Source organism: Paraniabella ginsengisoli (assembly GCF_022513635.1).
Lineage (GTDB): Bacteria > Bacteroidota > Bacteroidia > Chitinophagales > Chitinophagaceae > Niabella > Niabella ginsengisoli.
In genome coordinates this window covers 289,994-314,154 of the sequence record NZ_JAKWBL010000004.1, presented here as the reverse complement: position 1 = coordinate 314,154, position 24,161 = coordinate 289,994, and the positions used below count along the sequence as shown (strand labels likewise).

The window sequence follows — 24,161 nt, the reverse complement described above, 5'->3', positions numbered from 1 at the left end:
TCAAAAAAGATCATTGAAAAAATATAGAAGTTAAATTATTGGATGAATAAAATGGAGTAGGATTTAATTTTAAAGAATGACAAGATTGTTTCGCCCTGAAAATAGAAGATGGTTTATCATAGCCGTGATCTTCATAGCTATCGTTTTTAACTATGTAGATCGACAGGTGGTATCTATCCTGAAACCTGTTTTAAAAGCAGAGTTTGATCTGGATGATAATGGTTATGCTGTCATCATTAATGTGTTTACCATTTGTTACGCCGTAATGTATCCGGTAACCGGCTGGATGGTTGACAAATTCGGGGCAAAATTAGTTATGTTCTATGGAGTATTGACCTGGTCTGTAGCCTGCATTGGTGGCGGGTTTGCGCGTAGTGTTGGCCAGCTTGCTTTTTTAGGGGACTTTTGGGCGCTGCAGAACCAACCAATTTTCCTTCACAATTAAAAGTAGTAGCAGTTTGGTTTCCGGGAAAATTAAGAGCTACTGCTAATAGTCTCTGCGTTGCAGGAAGTTCGATTGGTGCTATTATAGCGCCACCGACAGTAGCATGGTTGGCGCTTAAATATAATTGGCAAACCGCTTTTATTGTTTTGGGTGCTGTGGGATTAGTTATCGCTGTGCTTTGGAAGCTGGTATATAAAGATCCTCCTCCACATATAATGAATGAAGCTTTGGAAAACGCGCCTGCGTCTGGCACAGGTGAAGGCTTTTCGTGGAAAGATCTTTGGAAAACTAAAAGTCTGTGGGGCATACTGTTGATCCGGTTTGTAAGTGATCCGGTTTGGTATTTCTGTTTATTCTGGTTGCCAGGTTATTTGCAGGAAGAATCGGGGCTTTCGCTGGCGCAGGTAGGTATGTATGGCTGGATTCCGTTTTTAGTGGCAGATATTGGCGCTATTGGAACTTCAGCATGGTCTGATCGTTTAGTGCGAAAAGGTTATGCGCCGCTGCGTGCAAGAAAAGTAATGCTTACTGTTGTTGCCTGCTTCGCGCCATTATGTGTGTTAGCACCGTATTTGCCCAGCGCTGTCAGCACCCTCGCTGTATTTAGTATTGTTGCGGTAGCGTGCTTAAGCTGGTTGTTTACGATTAGCGTGGTAGTTGCAGAAGCTTTTCCTGTAAAAAATGTTGCAAGTGTATTAGGCATTGCCGGAGGATGTGGCGCGTTGGGTGCCGTGCTGTTCAATTATTTTGTTGGCTCTTTTATAGGAACGGTTGGTGCAGATAAAATATTTCTGGCAATGGCAGTATTGCATCCTATAGCCGTACTGATATTGTGGACAATGGTTAAAAGAGAACAGCCTAAAATAAAATCAGATTCAATTCATTAATAAATAGAAAAATATCTCATGATGAATAAAATAATAGAAGCCGCAAAAGAGTTGCCAGTAAGAGCCGATGTGGATGTACTGGTAATTGGCGGAGGTCCTTCAGGTATTATGGCTGCACTGGCTGCAGCAGAAGATGGTGCAAAAGTGATGCTTATTGAAAGCCGCAGTTTTGTTGGTGGCAACATGACTATCGGGTTGCCCATATTAGGTTCTTAGGCCAAAAGGGTAACCAGATCATCAAGGGTCTTCCACAAAAATTCATTGATCGCCTGAAAGCTGTTCAAGCCTCAAGCGAACACAGGCCTTGTCCCCTTCACATGAGCCTCACATTAGTAGAGCCGGAAGCTGTTAAAACAGTGGCATTGCAAATGTTGGTGGAAGCAAAGGTTGAAATATTATTCTATGCTTTTTGTGCGGAAGTTGTAAAAGATGGAGATGAATTGAAGGGAGTGATTGTTGAAAGTAAAGCAGGACGCGAGGCAATTCTTTCTAAAGTGATCATTGACTGTAGCGGTGATGCTGATGTTGCATTTAAAGCTGGGGTGCCTTGCGAGTTTGGTAATGAAAACGGAGGCGTGCAACCGCCAACACTTATGTTTTGCCTGGGCGGTGTTGATACGGAAAAATTGCGGCTGAGTATTGCGGAAGAACCCAGAACTTATCTGACCGACTTTATACCTGCAGAATATTTTGGGCAAAATAACCAGTTTGTTCTGGTAGGCATGCGCAACCTGATCAACAAGGCTAAGGAAGAGGGTTTAAATCTTCCAACAGAAAGAACCATATTAATTACTGGCTTGCGAAAGGGCGAAGTGTGGGTAAACATGACCCGGGTGAACGGTGTAAACGGAACAGATCCCGGCAGCCTTACCATGGGGGAAATAGAAGGACGCAATCAAATAGAAGATATACAACGTTATCTTATTGAATATGTACCGGGCTTTGAAAATGCCTATTTCCTTAAAACCGCGCCGTTCCTCGGTATCCGGGAGACGAGAAGAATTAAAGGTTTATATACAATGGACCGGGATGACATCATGGGTTGCCGCCATTTTGATGACGCCATTGCAGTAGCCAGTTATCCATTAGATATACATCATCCGGTTGGCGGAGGCTGTACACTAGAATGGTGCGGAGACTGTTATGATATTCCTTACAGATCATTGGTTCCTCAAAAAATAAAAAACCTGCTGGTAGCTGGCAGGGCTATTTCTACTACACATGAAGCTATGTCTGCGATAAGAGTGATGGCTCCTTGCATGGCTATGGGTGAAGCAGCAGGCCGGGCTGCAAAAATGGCTATAAAAGAAGTGCAGCAACCAGCTGACATTGACGTAAAAAAATTGCAAAAAGAATTATTGGAAAAAGGAGCTTTTCTGCGCGAGCCGCAAGTTGAGCCAGTAGCGTCTAACTAAACAGTTGATATCATGACAACGTCAAGAAGAAAATTTTTACAAAGTGTAGGGTTAACGGCAACAGCAGCATCCATGCTGCCAACCTTAGGGTGGTTAAAACCTTCAGCGGCTCCACGAACATTCCACCGGGTTTTATCCAGCAATATACGAGTGGCTTTACCAGAAGATGAAGCGAAAGGGCGTGGATGGAGCCATCGAAAAGAAGTATGCCTTCAAGTTATTAAAAAGCAACAACCTGATATCGTTTGTTTCCAGGAAGTGCTAAAGGTGCAGGCGGAAGATATTAGAAAAGCATTTCCTTCTTTTCAATTATTGGGCTTTGATGGCCCGGAAATGGATGCATATAAAGAAGGGTATCATGGCATTGCAAAGAACCCGATCCTTTTTCAAAGGAGCGATACGAGTTGCTGGCAGCGGGCGTTTACTGGCTTTCAGAAACACCGCTGGTAGCTGGGAGTAAATCCTGGGAAACAGCTCGCGCCCGCCATGCTAACTGGGTAAGGCTTAGAGAACATAAAACTGGTAAAGAGATAAGAGTTGTTGCGCTTCATCTCGATCATATATCTGCTGAAGCGAAATTGCAACAGGCAAAAATGGTAGTAGCTGAAAGTGCGCAATACCAGCCAGATTTTCCGCAGATTATTGCTGGTGATTTTAATAGCAGATTTGATAGTCCCGTATTTGATTCACTAAGAGACGGTGGCTGGAAAGAGAGTTATGAAACCTTGCATGGACAAAAAGAAGCTGGTTTTACAGGCCATGAATTTCAGGGAACTCGTTATGAAAAAGGCCCCTCAAAAGGCAGGATCGATTACATCTGGTATAAAGGAAACGTAAAACCTATAGAAAGCCATATCATCAAAGATGAGATTAGAGGTAAGTTTCAAGTGATCATTTTTTTATCAGCTCAGATTTTATGATTCAATAAAAAATTACGAATGAAACGTTTTTTACTATCAACTCTTATATGTTTCTGTTTATCACATGCGGTTGTAGCGCAGAGCAATTATAAGAAGCCAAGATTAGAACAAAAAGATTCCTGGTCTGTGATTATGGTGCCCGATATTCAAAATTATGTGAAGTGGTCAAAAAACAAACCATTGCTTGATCTGATGATGGCATGGATTGAGGATAATATCGATTCGCTCAATATTAAAATGGTTGTTGGTGTTGGCGACCTGGTAGAAAATAATGAGAAGATCACAACAGATTATGACGGCAACCAATCTACACAGCAACAATGGGAATCGGCATCGAAAGCTTTTTCAATGCTGGATGGAAAAGTACCTTACATTGCCGCAACAGGCAATCATGATTATAGTATTGACAGGCAGGGCCACCGTACATCACATTATGCGGATTTTTTTAATGCAGATAAAAATCATCTTAATAAAAAAATGTTGGTGCAGAATAGTCGTAATGAGGCGGGGCAACCTACTATTGAAAATGCTGCTTATGAGATGAAAGACATGAATGGCAAAGATTACCTTTTTGTTACAGTAGAATATGGGCCTCGCGATTCTGTGCTTACATGGGCGAAGAATGTAGCTGCGATGAAACGATATAAGGATCACAGGGTGGTACTTATCACACACAATTATTTAAATACGAAAGACGAACATACAGGAGGAAAGATAAACTGGTTGTATTGGGAACCTTATAATGTTGACAACATGATCCAGAAATCTCCTAAGATAGAAATGCCAGCGGCTAATAACGGTCAGCAGATTTGGGAAAAACTGGTTCAACCTTCTTCCAATATAGAGATGGTGTTATGCGGACATATCTCTGGCGAAGGATATCGTAAGGATAAAAATTCCAGTAACAAATCTGTTCATCAGATTCTTTTTGATGCGCAATCCATGGGGGTGGCCACCGGGATGGCAATGGTGGCGATGGCTGGCTACGTATTCTTGAATTTTTTCCTGATGGAAAGACTGTAAAAATCAAAACATTTTCAATACTTTTTGGTATTTCTCCTACTACTCAACCACATGCATGGAAGAAGGATGAAAGGAATGAATACCGTATAACATTTGACTAAACTCAAAGCCCTCTAAACCCTCTAAATCTTTTAAGGCACTTCTTTACAAGTGAAGTGCAACAACGACAATTGCCAATGAAACGAAGCATGATAGATTTTTCTCACACAGGTAGATGTACATGCGGAGTTCCATTCGACCAAAAAAATCGTCCGCCGCGGTGGACAAACAAAAAAATATACGAATGAAACCGAATGCAACAATCACCGAAAAATTAGGCATACCCCGTTCTCTATTGAGCGGCTACCTGGGAATTATGTTATTTATGATGGGCGATGGAATGGAACAGGGATGGTTGAGCCCCTATCTTATAGAAAGAGGCATGAACATCCAGCAGACAGCTTCATTGTTCACTGCGTATGGCGTTACCATTGCCGTAGCTTCCTGGTTTTCGGGTGTTTTAACAGAATTGCTGACACCCAAAAAAACAATGCTGCTCGGACTGATCATATACCTTGCAGGCACTGCCGGGTTTATAGGCATAGGGCTGAAGGAATTAAATTTTCCAACCATGCTTATAACTTATGCTTTACGGGGCTTCGGCTACCCTTTATTTGCTTATTCTTTTCTGGTATGGATATCCTATCTCACTCCGAAAGACATGTTAGGTCGGGCAGTAGGCTGGTTCTGGTTTGTTTTTACCGGAGGATTGAATGTTCTTGGCGCATTTTATTCGAGCTGGGCAATTCAAAAACTGGGTCATATTCCTGCGTTATGGAGTGCTGTTTTTTGGGTATTGCTCGGTGCACTTTTTGCATTGGTTTTCAATAAAGCAAAATTTCCAATAACAAGAAATAAGCAAACCGATAAACTCGCGGAACTTGGAAAGGGCTTAACCATAATGAGAGATGAGCCAAAAGTGTTATTGGCAGGTATTGTCAGAGTAATCAATACAACAGCTCAATTTGCCTTTCCGGTCTTCCTGCCCATGTATATGGCCAGCCATGGTTTTGATACAACTGAATGGTTATATATCTGGGGCACCATTTTTACCAGCAACATTGTCTTTAATTTAATATTTGGTTTTGTTGGAGATAAACTTGGCTGGCGTCAAACCATTATTTGGTTTGGCGGCGTTGGCTGCGGCATTACTACTTTATTACTTTATTATATACCACAACAAGCCCCCGGAACTTATTGGATCGTAATGACGGCGGGCATTTTATGGGGCGCATGCCTGGCAGGTTATGTGCCACTATCAGCATTAACGCCTTCACTTGTTTCTAAAGATAAAGGAGCTGCGATGGCCATCTTAAATCTGGGTGCCGGGCTTGCCGTTTTTGTAGGGCCGGCTATTGTAGGGCTTTTTATAGCACCGCTGGGAAACGAAGGTGTGATCTGGATCCTGGCCGGACTGTATTTTCTCAGTGCTGTATTAACAGTATTTATTAAACCAGATGTTGGAGTGTTGAAGGATGAACATGTTTAAACTTATTTTTTACCACATTAGAAACATCGGTCTTATGATAAGATAGAGAACATAAAAACACATAAGTCACTATTCGGGTGAGGCTATGTTCCGTCTTCGGCGGATGCTATATATCCTTTAACGAAGCAGATGCTATGTATCCATGTGTTTTAATAAAAAAGATACACAAAAAAATAGAATTAGGAACTGAAGCATAAAAAGTATAAACGAATGAAACCGACATGATTATAATTTTCATTTTTCTCACACAGTGTAATGAAAATTATAATCATCAAAGATTCCATTCGACCAATAAAAACATAAACATTTACGAATGAAAATATTAGTAACCGCACCTTATCATGAACAAGGATTGTTAGAACTGAAATTAAATTTTGGAGAAGTTATTTACAAACCATGGAAAGAGAATGACCGTGCTTATACCGAACAGGAATTATTAAACCTCCTATATGAAACAGAAGCGGAGGCGTTGATAACAGAACACGATCATGTAACCGAAAAAGTAATTAATAAAAATGCACACTTACAATTTATTGGCGTGTGTCGTGGTACTCCGTCTAACGTAGCATTAGATATAGCAACACTTCATAAAATACCGGTTTTCTATACGCCAGCGAGGAATGCACAGGCGGTAGTTGAAATGTTTATTGCAAATACCATTACGTTTCTACGGCATATAATACCAGGTATGAATTGGTTAAAAAGCCGGAAATGGGAAGCGGGTGCGCATACTTCCTATTTACAATTTAAAGGTGGCGAACTGGCTGGCAAAACCATTGGCCTGGTAGGTTTTGGTGCAATAGGGCAATTGATAGCGAAGCTGGTTGAAAATTATCCTTGTAATATTCAGTATTACGATCCTTATGTAGATGCCAGCAGGTTTCCCGATTATAAAAAATTGTCACTTGAAGAATTATTTGCGTCCAGTGATATTGTATCAGTGCATTTGCCAGTTACAGAAGAAACAAAAAAACTCATTGACAAATCTTTGTTTAAATTAATGAAGCCCGAAGCTTTGTTTGTTAACACGGCAAGAGCGGTAGTAGTAAATAGAGAAGATCTATATGAAGTATTATCTGAAGAAAAAATAAAAGGTGCGATCCTTGACGTATTTGATAATGAACCTCCCGACGAGCTTGATTATAAAATTATTGATCTGCCTAATGTAATGGCAACGCCTCATATTGCAGGCGCTACCTTTGAAGTGGAAGATCATCATGTCAGAATATTGAATCAGGCTTTGATAGATTGGTATATTCATGATCGTAAAACGTCAGACAAAATTTATAATAAAGAAGTACTTGCTTCTACAACCGACATGTAATTTTTGAACTTATTTTTTAGCATATAGAAATATAGGCATGATAAACAGAAAAGATAAGAAGCATATAAGCTTTCATTAGATAGAGGCTCTGTTCCGTCTAATAGGACTGTCCGGCTGAGCTTGCCGAAGCCTTATTCCGACGATCCTTCGACAAGCTCAGGATGACAACCGAGACATCACAGTTTTTACTTAATAAAGCAATAGAGAAATTTAAATAAACATAAAGGATGAATATAACAGATGCGTACATCGTTATTGATATTGGTACCGGAAATGTAAGAGTGGCGGTAGTGAACCCAAACGGTAATGTTTTAGGTGTTGGCCGGGGCGATATTAATTATATAAGGGACGAACTTTATCCGGAGTCCATTTATTTTGAACCCGATCAGCTGTGGCAACAAATAGCTGAACTTGCTAAATCAGCATTGCAGGAGGCCGGTACAGTAAAGGTAACTGCGTTGACCACTACAAGCCAGCGCGAAGGAATTGTATTAATTGGGCGAGATGGGATGTCTTTAATAGGATTGCCCAATATTGATCATCGGGGCAGGGAATGGGAAGATAACATCAGTGATAAAAGCCGTGTTTACAATTTGACAGGACGTTATCCAACTTCTTTATTTTCTGCATATAAACTGGGAGGCATACGGCAAAGACGCCCTGATATGTGGAAAGAAACCAGGTTCTTTCTAAGTATAAGTGACTGGGCCGAATATAAATTGTCTGGTGTTGCTAAATATGAACATTCGCAGGCATCAGAAACTTTATTGTATGATGTTGCTGCCGGTAAATGGAGCGATGAGCTGACTAAGATGTTCAATATCGATGCGGATTATTGTACGCCCGTAACTGAATCTGCAAAAGTAAGCGGAGCTATATTGCCGGAACTGGCAGAATCATGGGCTATTAATAGTTCAGCCTCTGTAATAACAGGAGGAGGGGATACGCAACTGGCTATAAGGAGCACACAACCTGCTGTTGACGACGTTATAATTGTTTCAGGAACTACTACACCAATTGTCAAAATTGTAGATCATTATATTACAGATCCCGAGGAAAGAACCTGGACAAGCAGAGATATACATCCCGAGCATTTTATTTTTGAAGCTAATGCCGGAGTAACAGGACTTAACTATCAGAGATTGAAGGAAGTTTTTTATCCAAATGAAGGATATGATGTGATAGAGAAGGAACTGGCCGAAAATCCGCATCGGCATTGTGTTGCATCGCTCGGTTCACTTATTGCAACGGAAGATCTTCCGGTTATTAGCGGTGGATTTGTATTTCCGGTACCAGTATCTCATGAGTTATCGCGTAGTTCTTTTGTATGGGCAACATTGCTTGACATCGCTTTTTCTATTTCGGAAAATTATAAGGTATTAAAAGAGGTTTCAGGGCATAGCAGCGATTATGTTTGGGCTTGCGGAGGTGGCTTACAAAGCCGCGCTTTACGACAACTGATCGCCAACATCATAAACAAGAAAGTACAGGTTCGCACTGGTTTTGAACAAGCTTCAGCAGTGGGCGGTGCAATGGTGTGTAATGAGGCTTTGGGTATTGATATAAACGAAGCCGACACTTATATTGATGTAGTCGCACCAGAGGATAATTTGCAAAGTGAATATGAAAAGCTATTTGACAAATGGAAAAATACAAGGGCCTATTTTAAAAAATTAAGCGCCGGAGAAAAATGAGTTTATCCTATTTCATTGGTATCGATATTGGCACACAAGGTGCGCGCGTAATCATGATGGACGAGTCGGGCCATCAGCTGGCGGCGAAAGAAAACATCTTTGAATTAACTATATCATCAAGGCAAGAGCAAGACCCCGAGATGTGGTGGCGTTGTTGTTATCAGCTGCTCGGTAATTTGTGCAAAGAAGTAACTTCCTTAATAAACCTGTCGCACGTAAAAGCAATTGGCGTTACTTCAACTTCAGGAACGATCATACCTGTTAATAAAAATTATAAACCCGTACATCCTGCGATCATGTACAGCGATAACAGATCTTCTGATGAAGCTGACTATTGCCGGCAAGCTGCCATCCGTTCCGGTACGCAGGGCTACACGGCTTTCAACGCTTCCAGCGGTTTACCAAAAATGCTTTGGTTTATAAAAAACTATCCTCAAAAAATTGATCGCATAGGACGGTTTATTCATGCTGCAGATTTTATAACCGGTACTTTGAGTGGTAATTTTGATACAACTGATTATACCAACACATTAAAATCCGGTTACGATTTACACCAAATGAAGTGGCCGGATTATATTACTTCGGAGCTAAATATTCGAAAGGAATGGTTGCAGGAAGTAATGCCTTCGGGAGCGCCAATTGGACATTTGAGGTCAGAATGGGCAAAGCCACTGGGCTTACATGAGAATGTTATTGTTACAGCAGGCATTACTGATGGATGTGCTTCGCAGGTGGCGTCTGGTGCGGTAAATGTTGGTGATTGGAATACGACCATCGGCACAACGCTGGTGGTAAAAGGAGTTTCCAGGAATGAAATAAAAGATCCGGCTGGTGCGATTTATTGTCACCGACATCCGGAAGGGTATTGGATGCCTGGCGGAGCGAGTAATACCGGAGCAGATTGGGTAAGTACCATGTTTGCAGATTCTGATTTGACGGAACTGGCAAATGCCGCTCGAACAATTATTCCTGGTAAAAACTTCGCCTGGCCTTTACTGCAGCATGGAGAAAGATTTCCTTTTGTTGCACCTTCCGCTAAAGGCTTTTTTCCTGAAGGTATTAACAAAGACGAAAAGTTTGTCGCATGCATGGAAGGCGTTGCATATATAGAAAGATATGCATTTGAAAGAATCAGAAAAATTTCAGGAGAAAACATTTCACAAATATTTTCTGCCGGAGGTGGAAGTAATAGTGATATTTGGATGAAGATCAGGAGCGCTGTATTGAATTTACCAGTTTGCAAAATGCAAAATGTTTCCGGCGCTGCAGGCGCTGCCATCACAGCTGCTTCGAAAACATATTTTGAAGATATTATAGAAGCTGGCACAAACATGATTCATGCTGAAAAAATTATAGACCCAGACTTTTCTTTGTTAGCTCCATACGAAGAACGGTATCGGCAATTCATTCAATTACTTAAAGACAAAGATTATATTAATGAGTAACGAAATTTTAAAAGTGTATTTGTTGCGACATGGCCAAACAGCATGGAATGCAGATAATAACCGCTATTGCGGAAGGACAGATATACCGCTTACTTCATTGGGTGTACAGCAAGCAGAAGCCGTAAAAGCACAGCTTGATGGCATTTCTATAGACGCAGCATATGCTTCCCCTTTAATAAGAGCGCGCACAACAGCCGAGATTGCTTGTGGCAAAAAAGTTATAACAGATGAAAGATTAATTGAAGCCGATTTTGGTTTATGGGAAAAAAGACGCGTGAAGAATTTGTAAAAGAAAACCCTCAAAGCTGGGAGGCATGGAATAATAATCCGGAACTGGCAAAGGCTGGTTTAACAGGTGAAAGCGGTAAAGAAATTGTAGCGAGAATGGATAGTTTCTTTAACGAAATGTTTGAGCAGCATAAAGGACAAACCATTCTTGTAACCGCGCACAACGGTGTGAACAGGCTTTATATGGCCTATAAATTGGGAATGCCATTGCGCAATTATCGGCAGCTAGTACAACACAATTCTGCGATTACTTTTTTTACTTTGGATAAAGACGGTGTTTTAACCCTGGAATATTTAAATACAAAAATTAAATAAAATGATTAGGCGTTATTGTTTATTGACTCTGATTTTGTGCTTCGGCATTGTTAATTGCTATGCGCAAAAAAAACTGCACACGCTCAATATAAAAACTGAAAAAGAGTTACAAACCTATTTCAAATATACGGGTAAGGATATACTACTAATTAGCGGGCATCGTGGTTGTCATATACCCGACTATCCCGAAAATTCAATCGAGGCATTTGAATATGTATTGCAACATACGCCCGCATTTTTTGAAGTAGACCCGAGATTGACGAAGGACAGCGTTGTAGTGTTGTTGCATGATGCTACACTTGACAGGACGACAAATGGAACTGGCAAGCTATCTGATTATACCTGGGAAGAAGTAAAGAAGTTAAAGTTGAAAGATAAGAATGGTAAGATAACCGATTACCGTATACCGACCTTAGAAGAAGCCATTCAATGGGTGCGTGGAAAAACAATTCTGAACTTAGATAAAAAAGATCTTCCGCTTGCAATGACAGAAAGCATTATTGAAAACAACAATGCAGGAGCTTTTGTAATGGTTACTGTACATGATGCTGAACAAGCTCGGTTTTACTACAACAAAGACAAGAACAGAATGATGTCGGCCTTTGTAAAAACAGAGAAAGCGCTTAAAGAATATGAAGATGCAGGAATACCCTGGACCAATATGATAGCTTATATCGGCCCGGAAAATAAAAAGGAAAATGATGTGTTGCTACATTTATTACACAAGCGAGGTGTAATGTGTATGATATCGGCAGCTCCCACATACGACAAGCTGGAATCTGCAGTTGAGCGCGGTGCTGCTTATCGCCAAACATTTACAATGGGTGCAGATATTCTCGAATCTGATCTCCCTGTTGAAGCAGCTGCAGCTATTAAATCTATATTACCACGCCGAAGTCCTAAATCACCTTTCTTTAAGTATTAGTATCTTTAGAAGTTCTTAGATTTTTTGTTTCTTCTTTGGAAGAAATCGTTGGTCCTTTTCATCCGAATCTTTATACTGTTTTCTAAGCTGATTCAGTTTCTTATGCATTGTGGTTCGAACTGTTTTATACTTAGGATCATTATAAACATTATTCATTTCTTCCGGATCCTTTTCCAGATCGTAAAGTTCCCATTCATCCACATCGTAATAAAAATGGATGAGTTTATAGCGATCGGTGCGCACGCCGTAGTGGCGCTTTACTGCATGAATAGAAGGATATTCGTAATAAGTATAATAGATCGCGTCTCGCCATTTTTTTTTACCGCTGGCCAGTTTTCTAAAAGATTTTCCCTGCATATCTTTTGGAATAGATACACCGGCATAGTCGAGTAAGGTTGGTGCAAAGTCGAGATTTTGTACAAGCGCTGCAGACTTTTGCCCGGCAGCAATTTCGGCTGGATAGCGCACCAGCAAAGGCGTTCTTAAAGATTCTTCATACATAAATCGCTTATCAAACCATCCATGCTCGCCTAAATAAAATCCCTGATCAGAGGTGTAAACAACAATCGTGTTTTCATCAAGTCCATTCTCTTTTAAAAAGTCAAGCATACGTCCAACGCCGTCATCAACGGCAGCAACCGTTCCCAGGTAATCCTGCAAATAACGTTGATAGCGCCAGCGCATCAGATCCTGTTCGTTCATAGATGGGTATTTCTTTTTAAAATCTTCCATGATCGGATCATATACTTTATCCCACGCTTCGCGCTCTGCCGCGCTCATCCTTCCCAGGTTATTATTAAATGCAGCTTTATCCCAGCTTATGCCTTCTTTCAATCCCAACTCGTCCATCATAGCAGGAGGCACTTTATTATCACCGGCCCAATTCATATGTTTCAAAATATTCATTTCAGCAGTTTTCGCCGCAGTACCTCTGTTAGTAAAGTCATCAAAGAGGCTTTTGGGTTCTGGAAATTTCATTTTTGTATATTCAGCAATATGTCTCAGCGCCGGCAGCCATTCGCGATGCGGAGCCTTTTGGTGAAAGAGCAAACAAAATGGTTTGCTTGTATCCCGATCTTTTATCCAGTCAATTGCCATGTCTGTAGTAAGGTCTGTTACATATCCGTCAAGCTGTTGCTTGGTACCATTAACGATGAAGTTGGGATTATAATATTCTCCCTGATCGATCAAAACAGCGGAGTGGTCAAAACCTTGCGGAAGTCCATCCATGTGTATTTTACCAATTAACGCAGTTTGATATCCATGTTGCTGAAGCTCTTTGGCAAAATTATCCTGGCTCCAGTCAAAGCGTGCTTCATTATCTATTTTGCCATTGATGAAACTGTGTTTTCCTGTTAAAAGAACAGCACGACTTGGTGCACAAAGCGAATTGGTAACAGACGCTCTTGTAAATAGAATACCTTCCTTTGCTAAGCGATCAATATTGGGGGTGCGGTTCAATCCATATCCATAAGCGCTGACGGCCTGGTATCCATGATCGTCACTCATAATATAAACAATGTTAGGCCTTTGTTTTGCAGGTTTTGATGATTGCGCAAAGCAGGGTTGCAACAAAAGAAATGTTATAATCGAAAAGAAGCCATTGTTAATAATCACCTTCATATATACTTTTTTGAGTAAACAAAAAGTTTGCCGGCACCATACAATATTGCCGATGGATAAAGGTAAATATTATGAAGAATAATAAGCGTCTTTAGATGAAGCGAAGTGTATTAAAAATAAAAAGGAGAAGATAAGAATATCCCCTCCGTTGTTTTACATGAGAAAAAGTTGAGCAACAGCTTGTCAGGCTGGCTTGCCGAAGCCTATTTATCGCCTCTTTTATATTTTGCTACTATCTCAGTTTCACCTTTGTTATTAGCATTGATGTGAGTATAGTTTTTATCATCTTTCAATACGATCCTGTAGTTAACACCCAGCTGATTGGTTACTTCTGTTACACCAAATATTTCTTTAGACTTATGTTCTTTTTTAACACTGTACAATACGTTTGCAGGCAAATTTGCTTCACCATAGTAACGTATGGTTTGAATAAGGTTTCCTTTTGCATCAAGCGTGGCGCGGGTTTTAATGCCATCGGTCGTAAAAAAGCTTCGAAACGGTTGTCGGTATTGATCCAGCTAACATTATCAGCTTCTTTAAAAATCTGATTAAATGTTTGTTGTACTTTTTCGTTAACCGGCTCTTTAGGGGCTGCTACCGCGCTAACACTTAGGACTAAAAGTAAAGCTGCGGAAAGAATTAAGTTTTTCATGTGAATTGATTTAGATATTTTGTTTTATTGTTTTTATTTGTTTCACAAACATACATCCGGTGTATGCTACAAGTCAAAGGCATATGGGCAAACGGTACTAAAATAACCGGCGAACAAACATTTTCTTACGGCGAAAATCAAAGGGGATGCAACCTTATTGATATGTATTTCTGTTCACCGCAAAACCTCATGTTATTCATTACCGTTACATTGCCTTCATGTATAATTCGCAAAAGCTTCTAAAATGTTACACATCAGCCAAGTGATTTTTTAAAAAATTTTTTGTTGAATGTTGCAGGCAAGCGCATTTAACTATGATTGCATAGTTTTATTGTATGAATTTTTTGTTAAGAGATAGTTTAATAAAACTCGTTTCAAAATATAAAGATGATACTGACCTCGCAGAGAAACTATGGAAGGAAATCGAAGGCTGTTATTCAAATTTTCAACGGCATTATCATAATTTAGATCATCTTAACGAATTGTTATTACAATTAAAAGAAATTATACAAAGTATAAAAGATCCTGACAGCGTTTTATTTGCCCTATATTATCATGACATTGTATATAATGTTAGCAGATCGGATAATGAAGAAAAGAGTGCAGTATTAGCAGAGGAGAGAATGCAACAACTGCAAGTGCCGGCTTCAGTAATTGAAAATTGTAAAGCACACATTATTGCAACGAAATTGCATGAGCAAACACTAAAAAGTGATACAAATTATTTTATTGACGCAGACCTTTCTATATTGGGCAGCTCGCCTGATCGGTATGAACAATATTGCGATGCCGTTCGAAAAGAATATTCCATATACCCTGACTTTATTTATAAACAGGGGCGTAAAACAATTTTGCAACGATTATTGAAAATGAAAAGCATTTTTAATACAAATTATTTCTCTCAAAAATTTGAACAACAGGCAAGGAAGAATTTGGTATCCGAATTGAACGTTCTGTAAAACAAAAAAATAGCTGGCGTTATAACCAGCTATTCTGTAAAAACATAATTTAAACATTATTAATTTGCCACAGCATCTCGAAGCGCTTTTATTTCATCATGCGATTCTTTTAATGAACTTTTTTGCTTAGCTATTAATTGTTTTGTTTCTGGCATCACATCTTCATCATCTAACGCCATTTGATATGCCTTTTGTGCGGCATCCTCTCCTCCTTCACAACTATTGAGAATTGTTTCCCTGTCACTTCCTGTAAAGAGCGCCTTTACATCCATCCATGCACGGTACAATTTGCCTGTAACCATCGAGCCATCTGTAGCTTCACCGCCATAGGAAAGAACCATATCTGCAAGCTCTACCCGATGTTGCTCGCTTTCCATTCCCATTCTTACAAACAATGCTTTTAGATCGAAGTCCTCGCTATCTTTCAATTCATCTACTGCTTTTTGGTAGCCTTCAATACGATCGTTGTTTATTTTAATAAGATCATTTAATGCACTGATACATGCTTCATGTGTTTTCATAACAAAGTGTTTTTGAGGGTGTATAAAATATTTAAAGTCAGTAATTGAGCTAGCTTTATGTGTATGCACAATTACTTTCAATGAAAGTGTCCAACAACTGTACCAGTAAAAATATAAAATGATAAAAATGAAAAATCAAGGCGATAGTTCGCTTACATTTCTTAGGTGAGGCAAGGGATCTGTATATCTGATTGGATTGTAGATTGCTGAAGAACAGTATGTGTGCAAAGTAGGAGATACCTTAGCCACAATTATGAATAGGTGCAGATTAGATGGAATAAAATAATTTCACTCGCTAACTTCAGTTGGCAAAAGTGGAGTTCTAAATATGATGATATTATTTGATCACATAGAATCTTAAATTTTCTTACGATACGCGATCGCTAAAGGGCGATAGATTTTGCGTAAGAAAATTTTAAGAATGCTATAAATGCCTGGCGGCGGTAATCAACTGTTTAATCGCTTAATTGTACGTTTGCAGCAGCAAAACCTCTGGGGCCTTTTTGCATTTCGAAAGCAACTTTTAAGTTTTCCTTTAATTGTACAGAAGATGAATTGATGTGTACAAAAATGCTTTCTTGTGTTTGGCTGTCTTTTATAAATCCGTAACCTTTATTAGGGTCGAAAAAAGTAACAATTCCCTTACGCGTGTTATCTACAGCGTTCAACGCATTGCTGTTGGCTACTACAGGAGGTATGATTTGCGATGGTCTCGCATTTTTATCTGGCGGCGTTTCGGTAAGATTACCGTTTTCATCTACGTAGGCCAGCATTTCATCAAGGCTTTTACCCTTGTCTGTATTTTCTTTACGTTCTAATTTTTTTCTGCTTTTTGTTTTTTTGCATTTCTTTTCTTTTGTTCCCTTTCTCTTTTGTTCCAGGTTTCTCCCATTTAAAAAATTTAGATGTTTAAAAAATAATTATTAATTCTTAATGCTATTATATTGCTATTTAGCGGTAGCGCTTAATCTTGTAAAAGAAGCGCCGTTAAATAAACGTGATAATTCTATATCCTTTTTTGCTCCCATTGTTTAATATTCTTCACATTAACAACACGCCAAAAATTCTTTGCTTTTAACTCATCGAAATCGCGCAAGGCAACAAAAATGCCGGTTATTGTAGATCTATCTTTGAAGTGCACATTAACAACTTTCTGCTTTGTTGCGCTTAAATCGAGGAACTTTTCTATTGATGTTGTATCCATACAAAATATTTTTTTAATCTTTTAAAATCTGATAACCGGCTAATTTTTTACCAGCGATTCGAATAGCCTGACCCTGACTTTTCTTCTTTTGGTCTGGCTTCTACCACTTTAATAGAGCGGCGTCATGCATAGTGCCATTTAATTCTTTAATAGCTTTTGTTGCTGAATCTTCGTCAGACATTTCAACGAAACCAAAACCGCGGCTTTGTTTTGTGAATTTGTCTAAGATAATTCTGGCTGAGTCTACAGATCCGTAAGATGAAAATAATTCAGTAAGGTCTTCTGTGCTAAAACTGTACCCAAGGTTGGACACGTAAATGTTCATTTGTAATAATTTAATTTGAAAAAAGATTCGAGGAAATGACAAGTTTGTAAAACAAAAGACGAGATGTGAAAGGTGTTTACAACTGAGCAGTAACTCAAACTAACAGCGCAAAGGTACGTTTTAATTTATAAATGGCGTGAAACAAATGATTTATTTAACATATAATGCGAGGTGGTACGGGTAATTAGCTGTACATTACGCTGTTTCGGCGTGGGCTTTTTTGACCGTGCTTTGTTCTTTTTTAAAAATCCATCTCAATAATGAAGCCATTAAAACAGCTTACAGATCCAATTTATAATTCAAGTTATCGACCGAATAGCTATGACAATTTTTGGCTAAAGTTTATGAACGATAAACGTGATCTTCCATTTGTTCATCTTTTAACAATTATACATTTACTAATATTTCCTTTGGCGATATTACTTTTTACAAATGTTTTGCAAGGTTGGATCTGGTGGGTTGTTGCTGCTTTATATTTTTATATGGCGCAGTTTTATTTTAAAGGAAGGTTTGGATTAATGTTTCACTGCTTGTGTCATCGTAAAACATTTAAACCTGCTCTTCAAAAGAAAGTTCATTTTTACATTACCTGGATTGTATGTCCGCTTTTTGGCCACGCACCGGAAGGATATTTTAGCCACCATTTGGGTATGCATCATGTAGAAAACAATACTGAAGAGGATTCAAGCAGCACCATGTTTTATCAACGTGATAGTTTTAAAAGTTTCCTGACGTATTTCATGAACTTTATTGTGTTGGGTTTTAAAGAAACATTTGAGTATCTCTATCGCAGAAAAAGGAAAAAATTATATACCAATTTTACATTAGGCGAATGGCTTTATATTTTATTTTGTATAGGCATGTGCTTTGTAAACCTTAAGGCAACATTGGTGGTATTTGTAATACCATTGGTTTTTGCAAGGTTTGTGATGATGCTTGGTAACTGGACGCAGCACTCTTTTATTGATAGATCCAATCCGGATAATCTTTATACTAATTCTATTAACTGCATTAATACAAAATACAATCATGTATGCTGGAATGATGGCTATCACATCATTCATCATTTGCGCCCCGGAATGCATTATACTGAAATGCCCGGCGAATTCTGGAAAAGGAAAGATGAGTTTGCACAAAAGAAAGCAATCGTATTTGATGGCATACATTACCTGCACATCTTTATTTATCTAATGACAAAAAAATACAATAAGCTGGCAGATAATCTTGTAAATATTAACGGGATGTTTGATAGCCGTGAGCAAGCGATTGCTGTTATGAGGGAACGTACTAAACGGTGCGTAATATCTGGCTAAATAAGCGGTGTAGCATTTTTGTTATTTTGATAGTATTCTATTTTAGATAGAAACATTATGGCCATTTTTTCGCTTCGCCATTTCGCTTCTTCCACTTTCGTTCCAACAAAATTTTCGTTGAGTGTTTCGTGCCAAAGTTGTAGCCACGCATCAAAATGCTTTTTGTTGACCGGTAGTTTTGCGTGTGGTGGGAACGGGCTTCCGAAATAACTATGCACCTCTAAAAGTACAGTTTGCCAGAAGCGATACATTTTTTCTAAATGTTTAGGCCACTGATCCTGAATAACGGTATTAAAAATTGGTCCAAGTGTTTCATGTCGGCGAATCTTTTCATAAAAGCTATTTACCAGCAGCTTTATGTCATTTATGTTTTCAATATCATTACTGGGCTTCATAACAATGAGATGCAAAGGTATTGCGAATGGTGCGATAAAGGTACTTCAAATTATAAGTCAGCTTTTCCATCTCCCTCAAGCCTGCGTTTACTTTTCAGGTATTTGTTATAAACGATTTCTTGCATGGGCCTGCCAGCTACTTTACTTTCCAGCCAGGAAATAATATCGAGATAAGCCAAAGAACGTGTTTCAAAACGGTTGCCTTCAAGGTGTTTTACTTTTTCAAGGAAGTGTTCAAATTCAGGTTTCAACTGTCTTGTGGTAAACTTAAATGAATTGCGTAAAAACCGGAACATTTCCTGCTCAATAATTGTGAGGTTTTTCATACGCGACATATATCGAAATACAGAACGCGTCAAAGAATCCATCAACTCCAGGTTACCTAATTCATAATGCGCCAACAGGTGCATCAGTCTTGAGTAACACTGAAGATCGGTTCTCAATTCAGATGAATCATTAACGATCTTTTGCAGGTAGTCGATACAGGTGCTGTAATCGCCCGACAGATAATACAACAAGGCAATTTTGTAAGTGAGCACCATCACACGGTGCTTATCTAAAAAGAGATCATATTCCGCCATCTTTTCTTCGATCTGCGGAATCTCTTTAAGGCCTTCGTTGCACAAACCTGTTATATTGTAAAAGTTGATCTTTGCCCCGGCTATGTACACGAAAGACTGAACTGTGAAATTTTCGTTATCCTGTATACGCTTGGTTTGAGAAAAGGCTTCAAATTCTTTCAGCTCTTTTTTCAGTTCGGCATAGTTTCTAAGATCGAAGTGCGCGTTTAACAAACTGTGGTACCCTTTAATAAGGTGCCCAGTTTCTACACGCATCATGTTCGGTTTTTCTATAAAAAGATCAACCCACTTGCGTGCATACCGATAATACATTAAAAAATCCTGCCGTATAAATGCATACCAGGTGTAGGATTGATAATAATATAAACGCTCATAAAACCCATCCTGCTGTGCCGATCCGGATGGTAACGACTGCCGGAAAAACTTCTTAACCTTATCTTCTTCATCTTCATTTCGAGCGTGGCCATTAGCAATGAAGAAACCATACATCTGCAAGGAAAGGTTCGAAAGCCGCGTGATCATGTCAAGTTTTAGGTTGGCTTCATTGGCTTCTTCCGATAACTCGTCGATACGTGTTTTAAAAGTATCTGTTACGTTTAACGCTTCAATTCTTTTTCAAGGGAAAGAAGCAAGGGCAAAAAGAAAACTTTTGGTTGAGCTTTGCCACCTCTTTTGCTTTTTCAATAGCCCTGAGGCTTTGGAAAAACAACCCCTTTTATATAAAATGTGTGCTGAATCGAAAAGCTCATTCAACTGTAGGTCAAGACTGTCATTACTTTTCAGTAATCTTAAACTGGCCAGCAATTCCTTGTATAAATGTGATTTTAAATTAGATAACTGAGGTTTGGTAACCCCTTTCATCTTTTTTAAAAGAACCCTTTCGTCGTAACTGTCCATCTTATCTAAAACATCGAATAGTTTAATGATCTTAAGGTCCTCGTTACCCGAACTGGGTTATATATAGTTTGAAATGCCTTTTCTCAGCTTTTTCCAGGGATAGAATTAGTTGGAACAATATGTCGCTTGGTTTTTTCGGCATTCAAACAAAAATAAATCTAATAACAAAAAAAACAATAAATAATGTTAGAGATAACTAAAAAATAACGATTAAATCCCTGTAAAATAAGGATTTTTATGATTTTGGCACGCATTTGGCATGCCATATATAACATTAACTAGTATATACAATTGAAATAGTATATATTATTTTTGGTTTGTGAAGTAGGAAATGAGGAAAAGTGATTCAAGTTAGATTTTTATTAAGATTTTCATATGGCAAGCAATCGTTAGAGGTCAGTCCGTTTCTACGGAAGGACCTTTTTATGCAGCGACTTTTTTAAGAAATCTGCTTAATGAATTTTATCAGCTGTATTACGGATTCTTTCGGCGAAATCGTAAAGTGCATTTTTGAGTGTTGTTTTTTCTTCATCGGTAAATCCACCTTTACCTCCGTTTCCATCAACTTCATTTAGTTTATTGTAAATCCATGACGCCGATTTTCCAAAATACCGTTGAGATACTTTTGCCCAGGATACATCCAAGGCAATATCGCTAAGTTGTTTTTTTGTAGAAATCTGTTTAATTGTTGGCATAATAAGTTTATTTAAAAATGAACCGTGTTAAACGGTTTCCTAATTTAATCTTCATCATAAAGTAATCTTTTAAAAAGCTCCCTGATATACCATTCAAGTTCTAAAGACGAGTTATGTTTTGAATTTTTGAAGTTTCTAATGGCTTCAATTAATTCCTCTTCTTTTCCAGAATTTCATAAGTAGCGCCAGGTTGGTTAGTTTACAAAAATACTATGCAAATCCACAGTAAAAAATATTTCAAGTTCTGTTTTATTAGATAAAGAAAATCGAAAATAAAACAGCCTCCGAAATTTGAACTCAAATTTCGGAGGCTGTGCAGTAAGGTTTGAATAATCCTTGCTCCTATTTCGGATCCAAAGCTTGTTTAATCCTGTCTTGAAGATCCAGCAGATGGTTTTTCGATGCTGTATCTCTGTAACTATTTGCAGCTGTCCGTATTTCAGAAGACAGTATACGCAGCTGGCCTTTAATGGTTGACATTATATCACTATTAGTAAGGTTAATTTCCAAACCTCTCGACATCGAAGCCTGCTCCTGTTTAGAAGGATTCGCCAACGCAATCAATTTCTCAACCAAAGATTTTTGCAATTGTCGGCGGTAAACATCAATGGCTTTTCTGCCCAAAAGTTCTGAAAATATTGACTTTCTAACTGAAGAAAGCATTTCTAAAGAGGAATAAGCTTTAGCACCTGCTTCAGCTTCAAACCTGATCAGCTTACTAATGGTTGATGCGCTAACCAATTCGTTTAAAGCTCGATCCTGAACTTTGGCCATTACTGATAATGGCTCCTGTCCTGTCAATGCCGCGTAATCTTTCTGAATGATCCAGGTAGGCGTTGCAAAAACATTGGCCTTTAACCAGTTCATTGCATCAAGCTGGGTTTGTTTTGATGTAAACTCGTAAACGGCGCCGCTCTGTTCCACTCGTTTGGGTGTACGCTCAATGCCGCCGATATTTCTGGCAACGTGGCCTACATAACGCCCAAACTGTCCAACAACTTCGTTATAAATAGTTCCAAGGTTTGTATAATCTTTGTTGGCCTGGTAAGTATATTGCTGCAGGTTAATAATAATACGTTGTAGGTTTTTGATACCATACGAACTTGCCTTCATCGTATTATCTGTCAGGTCTTCGGTCTGGCTTCTTGGGTCATCCCGATTGCCTTCACCATCTCCCCACCAAAGGCGTTGATCCTTTAGTTTATCCATCGTTATTTTATTCAACATCGCTACTTCTCCATCGGCTGATTTTGCTTCCGGATACCAGCGATAGCCCCATTCTATAGCCCAAATATCATAGTCGCCAATTCTTGGGAAAAGCCCCTTTTCTGAAATATTGTCTTCTGGCTGTGCTACATAGTTGAAGCGCGCATAATCCATGATAGAAGGAGTGTGGCCGTTGGCTTCCACCCATGCTTTATCTCTTAACTTTTCGGTTGGAACAGTTGATGAGGAGCCAAAGTTGTGCCTTAATCCTAAAGTATGCCCCACTTCATGGCTGCTTACAAATCGGATCAATTGCCCCATCAACTCATCATCAAACTCCATTTTCCTTGCTTTCGGATCTACTGCTGCTGTCTGTATCATATACCAGTTACGCACCAGGCTCATTACATTATGGTACCAGTTGATATGGCTTTCCATAATTTCCCCGCTACGCGGATCATGAACATTCGGTCCGCTCGCATTTGGTATATCTGAAGGCTTGTAGATGATGGCGCTGTGCCGGGCATCTTCAAGGCTGAATGTACTGTCCTCGGTATCAGTAGGAGCAATTTTTGCGATGATGGCATTTTTAAATCCAGCTTTTTCAAATGCTACCTGCCAATCGTTTACTCCGTCTATTAAGTATGGGATCCATTTTTTAGAGTGGTTGGATCAATATAATAAACTATTTGTTTTTTAGGTTCAACCAGTTCTCCTCTTTTATATTTTTCGACATCTTCATCTTTAGGTTCTAACCTGTACCGCGCAATGTAGCGATAGCGGTCAATACCTTGGGGATTAACATCAAAATCTGTTATGTTCTGCGTTGTAAAATAACCCACTCTATCATCGAAAAACCGAGGCTGCATAGGTACTTTTGGAAGCAATACCAAAGACGTATTCAGCTCAAATGTTAATGGCGTGCTTACTGCATAGGGGTTTGGTGGAGTTCCGGGCTGCGTTACCGGTGTATAGGTATAGGTTTTAACTGTTTTTATTTCAAGATTAGTAGGATAAGTTCTGGCAGTTTGTATATAAGACTTATCTGACTGAAGAGCTCCAATTCCTAGAATTTTTTTAACAACGGGAGAAAAGAAAAAATAATCATTATCACCATTAATATAATCAGTAACCTCAATTACAGCACCGCTATTATTAGGCGCCCAGGCTTTTACTTCAAACGATGCGCCGATAGGCTGTATATTACTGTTCATCACATTTCGATACATTCCTTCCGTGCTGTCGCGACCCACTTCCTGGAAAGACATACGTTTAAAATACACCCGGTTATTGGGGCCTTTTTCAAAGCGGATCGTATTAGAATTGATTTGGTCTCCGGCATAGCTTGCACCGGTTCTAAAACCTGCGGCGGCCTTTGAAAGACGCGCGACTACTAATATATCACGCTCAAACATTTCATTAGGAATTTCAAAATAATATTTGTTGTCGACATTATGTACAGCAAACATTCCCTTGGTAGTAATAGCTTTACTGGTGATGATTTCGTTGTAAGGCTTAGGCTGTCCCGGAGGTCCTATCGCCGCCTTCTTAGCAGTATCCGCCTTGGCTGTAGTTGGTGGC

At 39.1% G+C, this 24,161-nt stretch carries 23 protein-coding genes and 2 pseudogenes; 14 read left to right on the top strand and 11 right to left on the bottom strand.

Features of this window, described 5'->3' with window-relative positions; translation table 11 throughout:
• Positions 1–76: 76 nt before the first annotated feature.
• The 12 genes and pseudogenes from MKP09_RS18700 to MKP09_RS18645 all read left to right on the top strand — a co-directional run bounded on the left by MKP09_RS18700 (position 77) and on the right by MKP09_RS18645 (position 12,209).
• Positions 77–1,332, top strand: a pseudogene (locus MKP09_RS18700) (MFS transporter).
• An 18-nt stretch (positions 1,333–1,350) separates the two neighbouring features.
• Entirely contained in the window at positions 1,351–1,548 is a 198-nt protein-coding gene (locus MKP09_RS26605; RefSeq protein WP_317235404.1) for an FAD-dependent oxidoreductase, read from the top strand.
• On the top strand, positions 1,536–2,747 hold the full coding sequence (locus MKP09_RS18695; protein WP_317235445.1) for an FAD-dependent oxidoreductase: 1,212 nt from the start codon (positions 1,536–1,538) through the stop codon (positions 2,745–2,747). Before MKP09_RS26605 ends, MKP09_RS18695 begins: the two co-directional genes overlap by 13 nt.
• A gap of 12 nt (positions 2,748–2,759) precedes the next feature.
• Positions 2,760–3,197 (top strand): endonuclease/exonuclease/phosphatase family protein, encoded by a 438-nt coding sequence (locus MKP09_RS18690; protein WP_240831828.1) that lies wholly within the window; start codon positions 2,760–2,762, stop codon positions 3,195–3,197.
• Positions 3,152–3,667: an endonuclease/exonuclease/phosphatase family protein gene (locus MKP09_RS18685; RefSeq protein ID WP_240831827.1), complete on the top strand. Its 516-nt coding sequence runs from the start codon at positions 3,152–3,154 to the stop codon at positions 3,665–3,667. Before MKP09_RS18690 ends, MKP09_RS18685 begins: the two co-directional genes overlap by 46 nt.
• Before the next feature lie 18 nt (positions 3,668–3,685).
• Complete coding sequence (locus MKP09_RS18680; RefSeq protein ID WP_240831826.1) at positions 3,686–4,690, top strand: metallophosphoesterase; 1,005 nt, start codon at positions 3,686–3,688, stop codon at positions 4,688–4,690.
• Between the two features lie 283 nt (positions 4,691–4,973).
• On the top strand, positions 4,974–6,218 hold the full coding sequence (locus MKP09_RS18675) for an MFS transporter (protein WP_240831825.1): 1,245 nt from the start codon (positions 4,974–4,976) through the stop codon (positions 6,216–6,218).
• 313 nt (positions 6,219–6,531) lie between these two features.
• Positions 6,532–7,542: a 2-hydroxyacid dehydrogenase gene (locus MKP09_RS18670; protein ID WP_240831824.1), complete on the top strand. Its 1,011-nt coding sequence runs from the start codon at positions 6,532–6,534 to the stop codon at positions 7,540–7,542.
• A gap of 227 nt (positions 7,543–7,769) precedes the next feature.
• The gene (locus MKP09_RS18665; protein WP_240831823.1) at positions 7,770–9,236 is read left to right on the top strand and encodes an FGGY-family carbohydrate kinase; all 1,467 of its coding nucleotides are present in this window, start codon (positions 7,770–7,772) and stop codon (positions 9,234–9,236) included.
• On the top strand, positions 9,233–10,681 hold the full coding sequence (locus tag MKP09_RS18660; protein WP_240831822.1) for an FGGY-family carbohydrate kinase: 1,449 nt from the start codon (positions 9,233–9,235) through the stop codon (positions 10,679–10,681). The genes MKP09_RS18665 and MKP09_RS18660 overlap by 4 nt, the downstream gene beginning before the upstream one ends.
• Positions 10,674–11,284, top strand: a pseudogene (locus MKP09_RS28385) (histidine phosphatase family protein). Before MKP09_RS18660 ends, MKP09_RS28385 begins: the two are co-directional and overlap by 8 nt.
• Position 11,285: 1 nt before the next feature.
• Positions 11,286–12,209: a glycerophosphodiester phosphodiesterase family protein gene (locus tag MKP09_RS18645; protein ID WP_240831819.1), complete on the top strand. Its 924-nt coding sequence runs from the start codon at positions 11,286–11,288 to the stop codon at positions 12,207–12,209.
• Between the two features lie 15 nt (positions 12,210–12,224).
• Here the strand turns inward: MKP09_RS18645 and MKP09_RS18640 are convergent, their stop codons facing one another.
• Complete coding sequence (locus MKP09_RS18640) at positions 12,225–13,832, bottom strand: sulfatase family protein (RefSeq protein WP_240831818.1); 1,608 nt, start codon at positions 13,830–13,832, stop codon at positions 12,225–12,227.
• Positions 13,833–14,035: 203 nt separating this feature from the next.
• Entirely contained in the window at positions 14,036–14,215 is a 180-nt protein-coding gene (locus MKP09_RS18635) for a hypothetical protein (protein ID WP_240831817.1), read from the bottom strand.
• 604 nt (positions 14,216–14,819) lie between these two features.
• Here MKP09_RS18635 and MKP09_RS18630 point away from each other — a divergent pair.
• Entirely contained in the window at positions 14,820–15,443 is a 624-nt protein-coding gene (locus MKP09_RS18630) for an HD domain-containing protein (protein WP_240831816.1), read from the top strand.
• A gap of 59 nt (positions 15,444–15,502) precedes the next feature.
• On the opposite strand, the gene MKP09_RS18625 is transcribed toward MKP09_RS18630, so the two are convergent.
• The 4 genes from MKP09_RS18625 to MKP09_RS18610 form a co-directional block, all read right to left on the bottom strand.
• Positions 15,503–15,964: a ferritin-like domain-containing protein gene (locus MKP09_RS18625; RefSeq protein ID WP_240831815.1), complete on the bottom strand. Its 462-nt coding sequence runs from the start codon at positions 15,962–15,964 to the stop codon at positions 15,503–15,505.
• 455 nt (positions 15,965–16,419) lie between these two features.
• Positions 16,420–16,737: a cold-shock protein gene (locus MKP09_RS18620; protein WP_240831814.1), complete on the bottom strand. Its 318-nt coding sequence runs from the start codon at positions 16,735–16,737 to the stop codon at positions 16,420–16,422.
• A gap of 233 nt (positions 16,738–16,970) precedes the next feature.
• A complete protein-coding gene (locus tag MKP09_RS18615; protein WP_240831813.1) occupies positions 16,971–17,168 on the bottom strand; it encodes a short-chain dehydrogenase in 198 nt (65 codons plus the stop codon).
• Between the two features lie 100 nt (positions 17,169–17,268).
• Entirely contained in the window at positions 17,269–17,493 is a 225-nt protein-coding gene (locus tag MKP09_RS18610; protein ID WP_240831812.1) for an RNA recognition motif domain-containing protein, read from the bottom strand.
• Between the two features lie 344 nt (positions 17,494–17,837).
• On the opposite strand from MKP09_RS18610, the gene MKP09_RS18605 reads away from it, so the two are divergent.
• Positions 17,838–18,806, top strand: coding sequence for a fatty acid desaturase family protein (locus MKP09_RS18605; RefSeq protein ID WP_240831811.1), 969 nt, complete (start codon positions 17,838–17,840; stop codon positions 18,804–18,806).
• Here the strand turns inward: MKP09_RS18605 and MKP09_RS18600 are convergent.
• The 5 genes from MKP09_RS18600 to MKP09_RS18580 all read right to left on the bottom strand — a co-directional run bounded on the left by MKP09_RS18600 (position 18,803) and on the right by MKP09_RS18580 (position 24,049).
• A complete protein-coding gene (locus MKP09_RS18600) occupies positions 18,803–19,201 on the bottom strand; it encodes a group III truncated hemoglobin (protein ID WP_240831810.1) in 399 nt (132 codons plus the stop codon). The genes MKP09_RS18605 and MKP09_RS18600 overlap by 4 nt on opposite strands.
• A 50-nt stretch (positions 19,202–19,251) precedes the next feature.
• The gene (locus MKP09_RS18595) at positions 19,252–20,304 is read right to left on the bottom strand and encodes a hypothetical protein (protein WP_240831809.1); all 1,053 of its coding nucleotides are present in this window, start codon (positions 20,302–20,304) and stop codon (positions 19,252–19,254) included.
• Positions 20,305–21,131: 827 nt separating this feature from the next.
• A complete protein-coding gene (locus MKP09_RS18590) occupies positions 21,132–21,374 on the bottom strand; it encodes a DUF5053 domain-containing protein (protein ID WP_240831808.1) in 243 nt (80 codons plus the stop codon).
• Positions 21,375–21,716: 342 nt separating this feature from the next.
• Entirely contained in the window at positions 21,717–23,018 is a 1,302-nt protein-coding gene (locus MKP09_RS18585; RefSeq protein ID WP_240831807.1) for a zinc-dependent metalloprotease, read from the bottom strand.
• Between the two features lie 200 nt (positions 23,019–23,218).
• On the bottom strand, positions 23,219–24,049 hold the full coding sequence (locus tag MKP09_RS18580; RefSeq protein ID WP_240831806.1) for a DUF5117 domain-containing protein: 831 nt from the start codon (positions 24,047–24,049) through the stop codon (positions 23,219–23,221).
• Between the last annotated feature and the right edge of the window lie 112 nt (positions 24,050–24,161).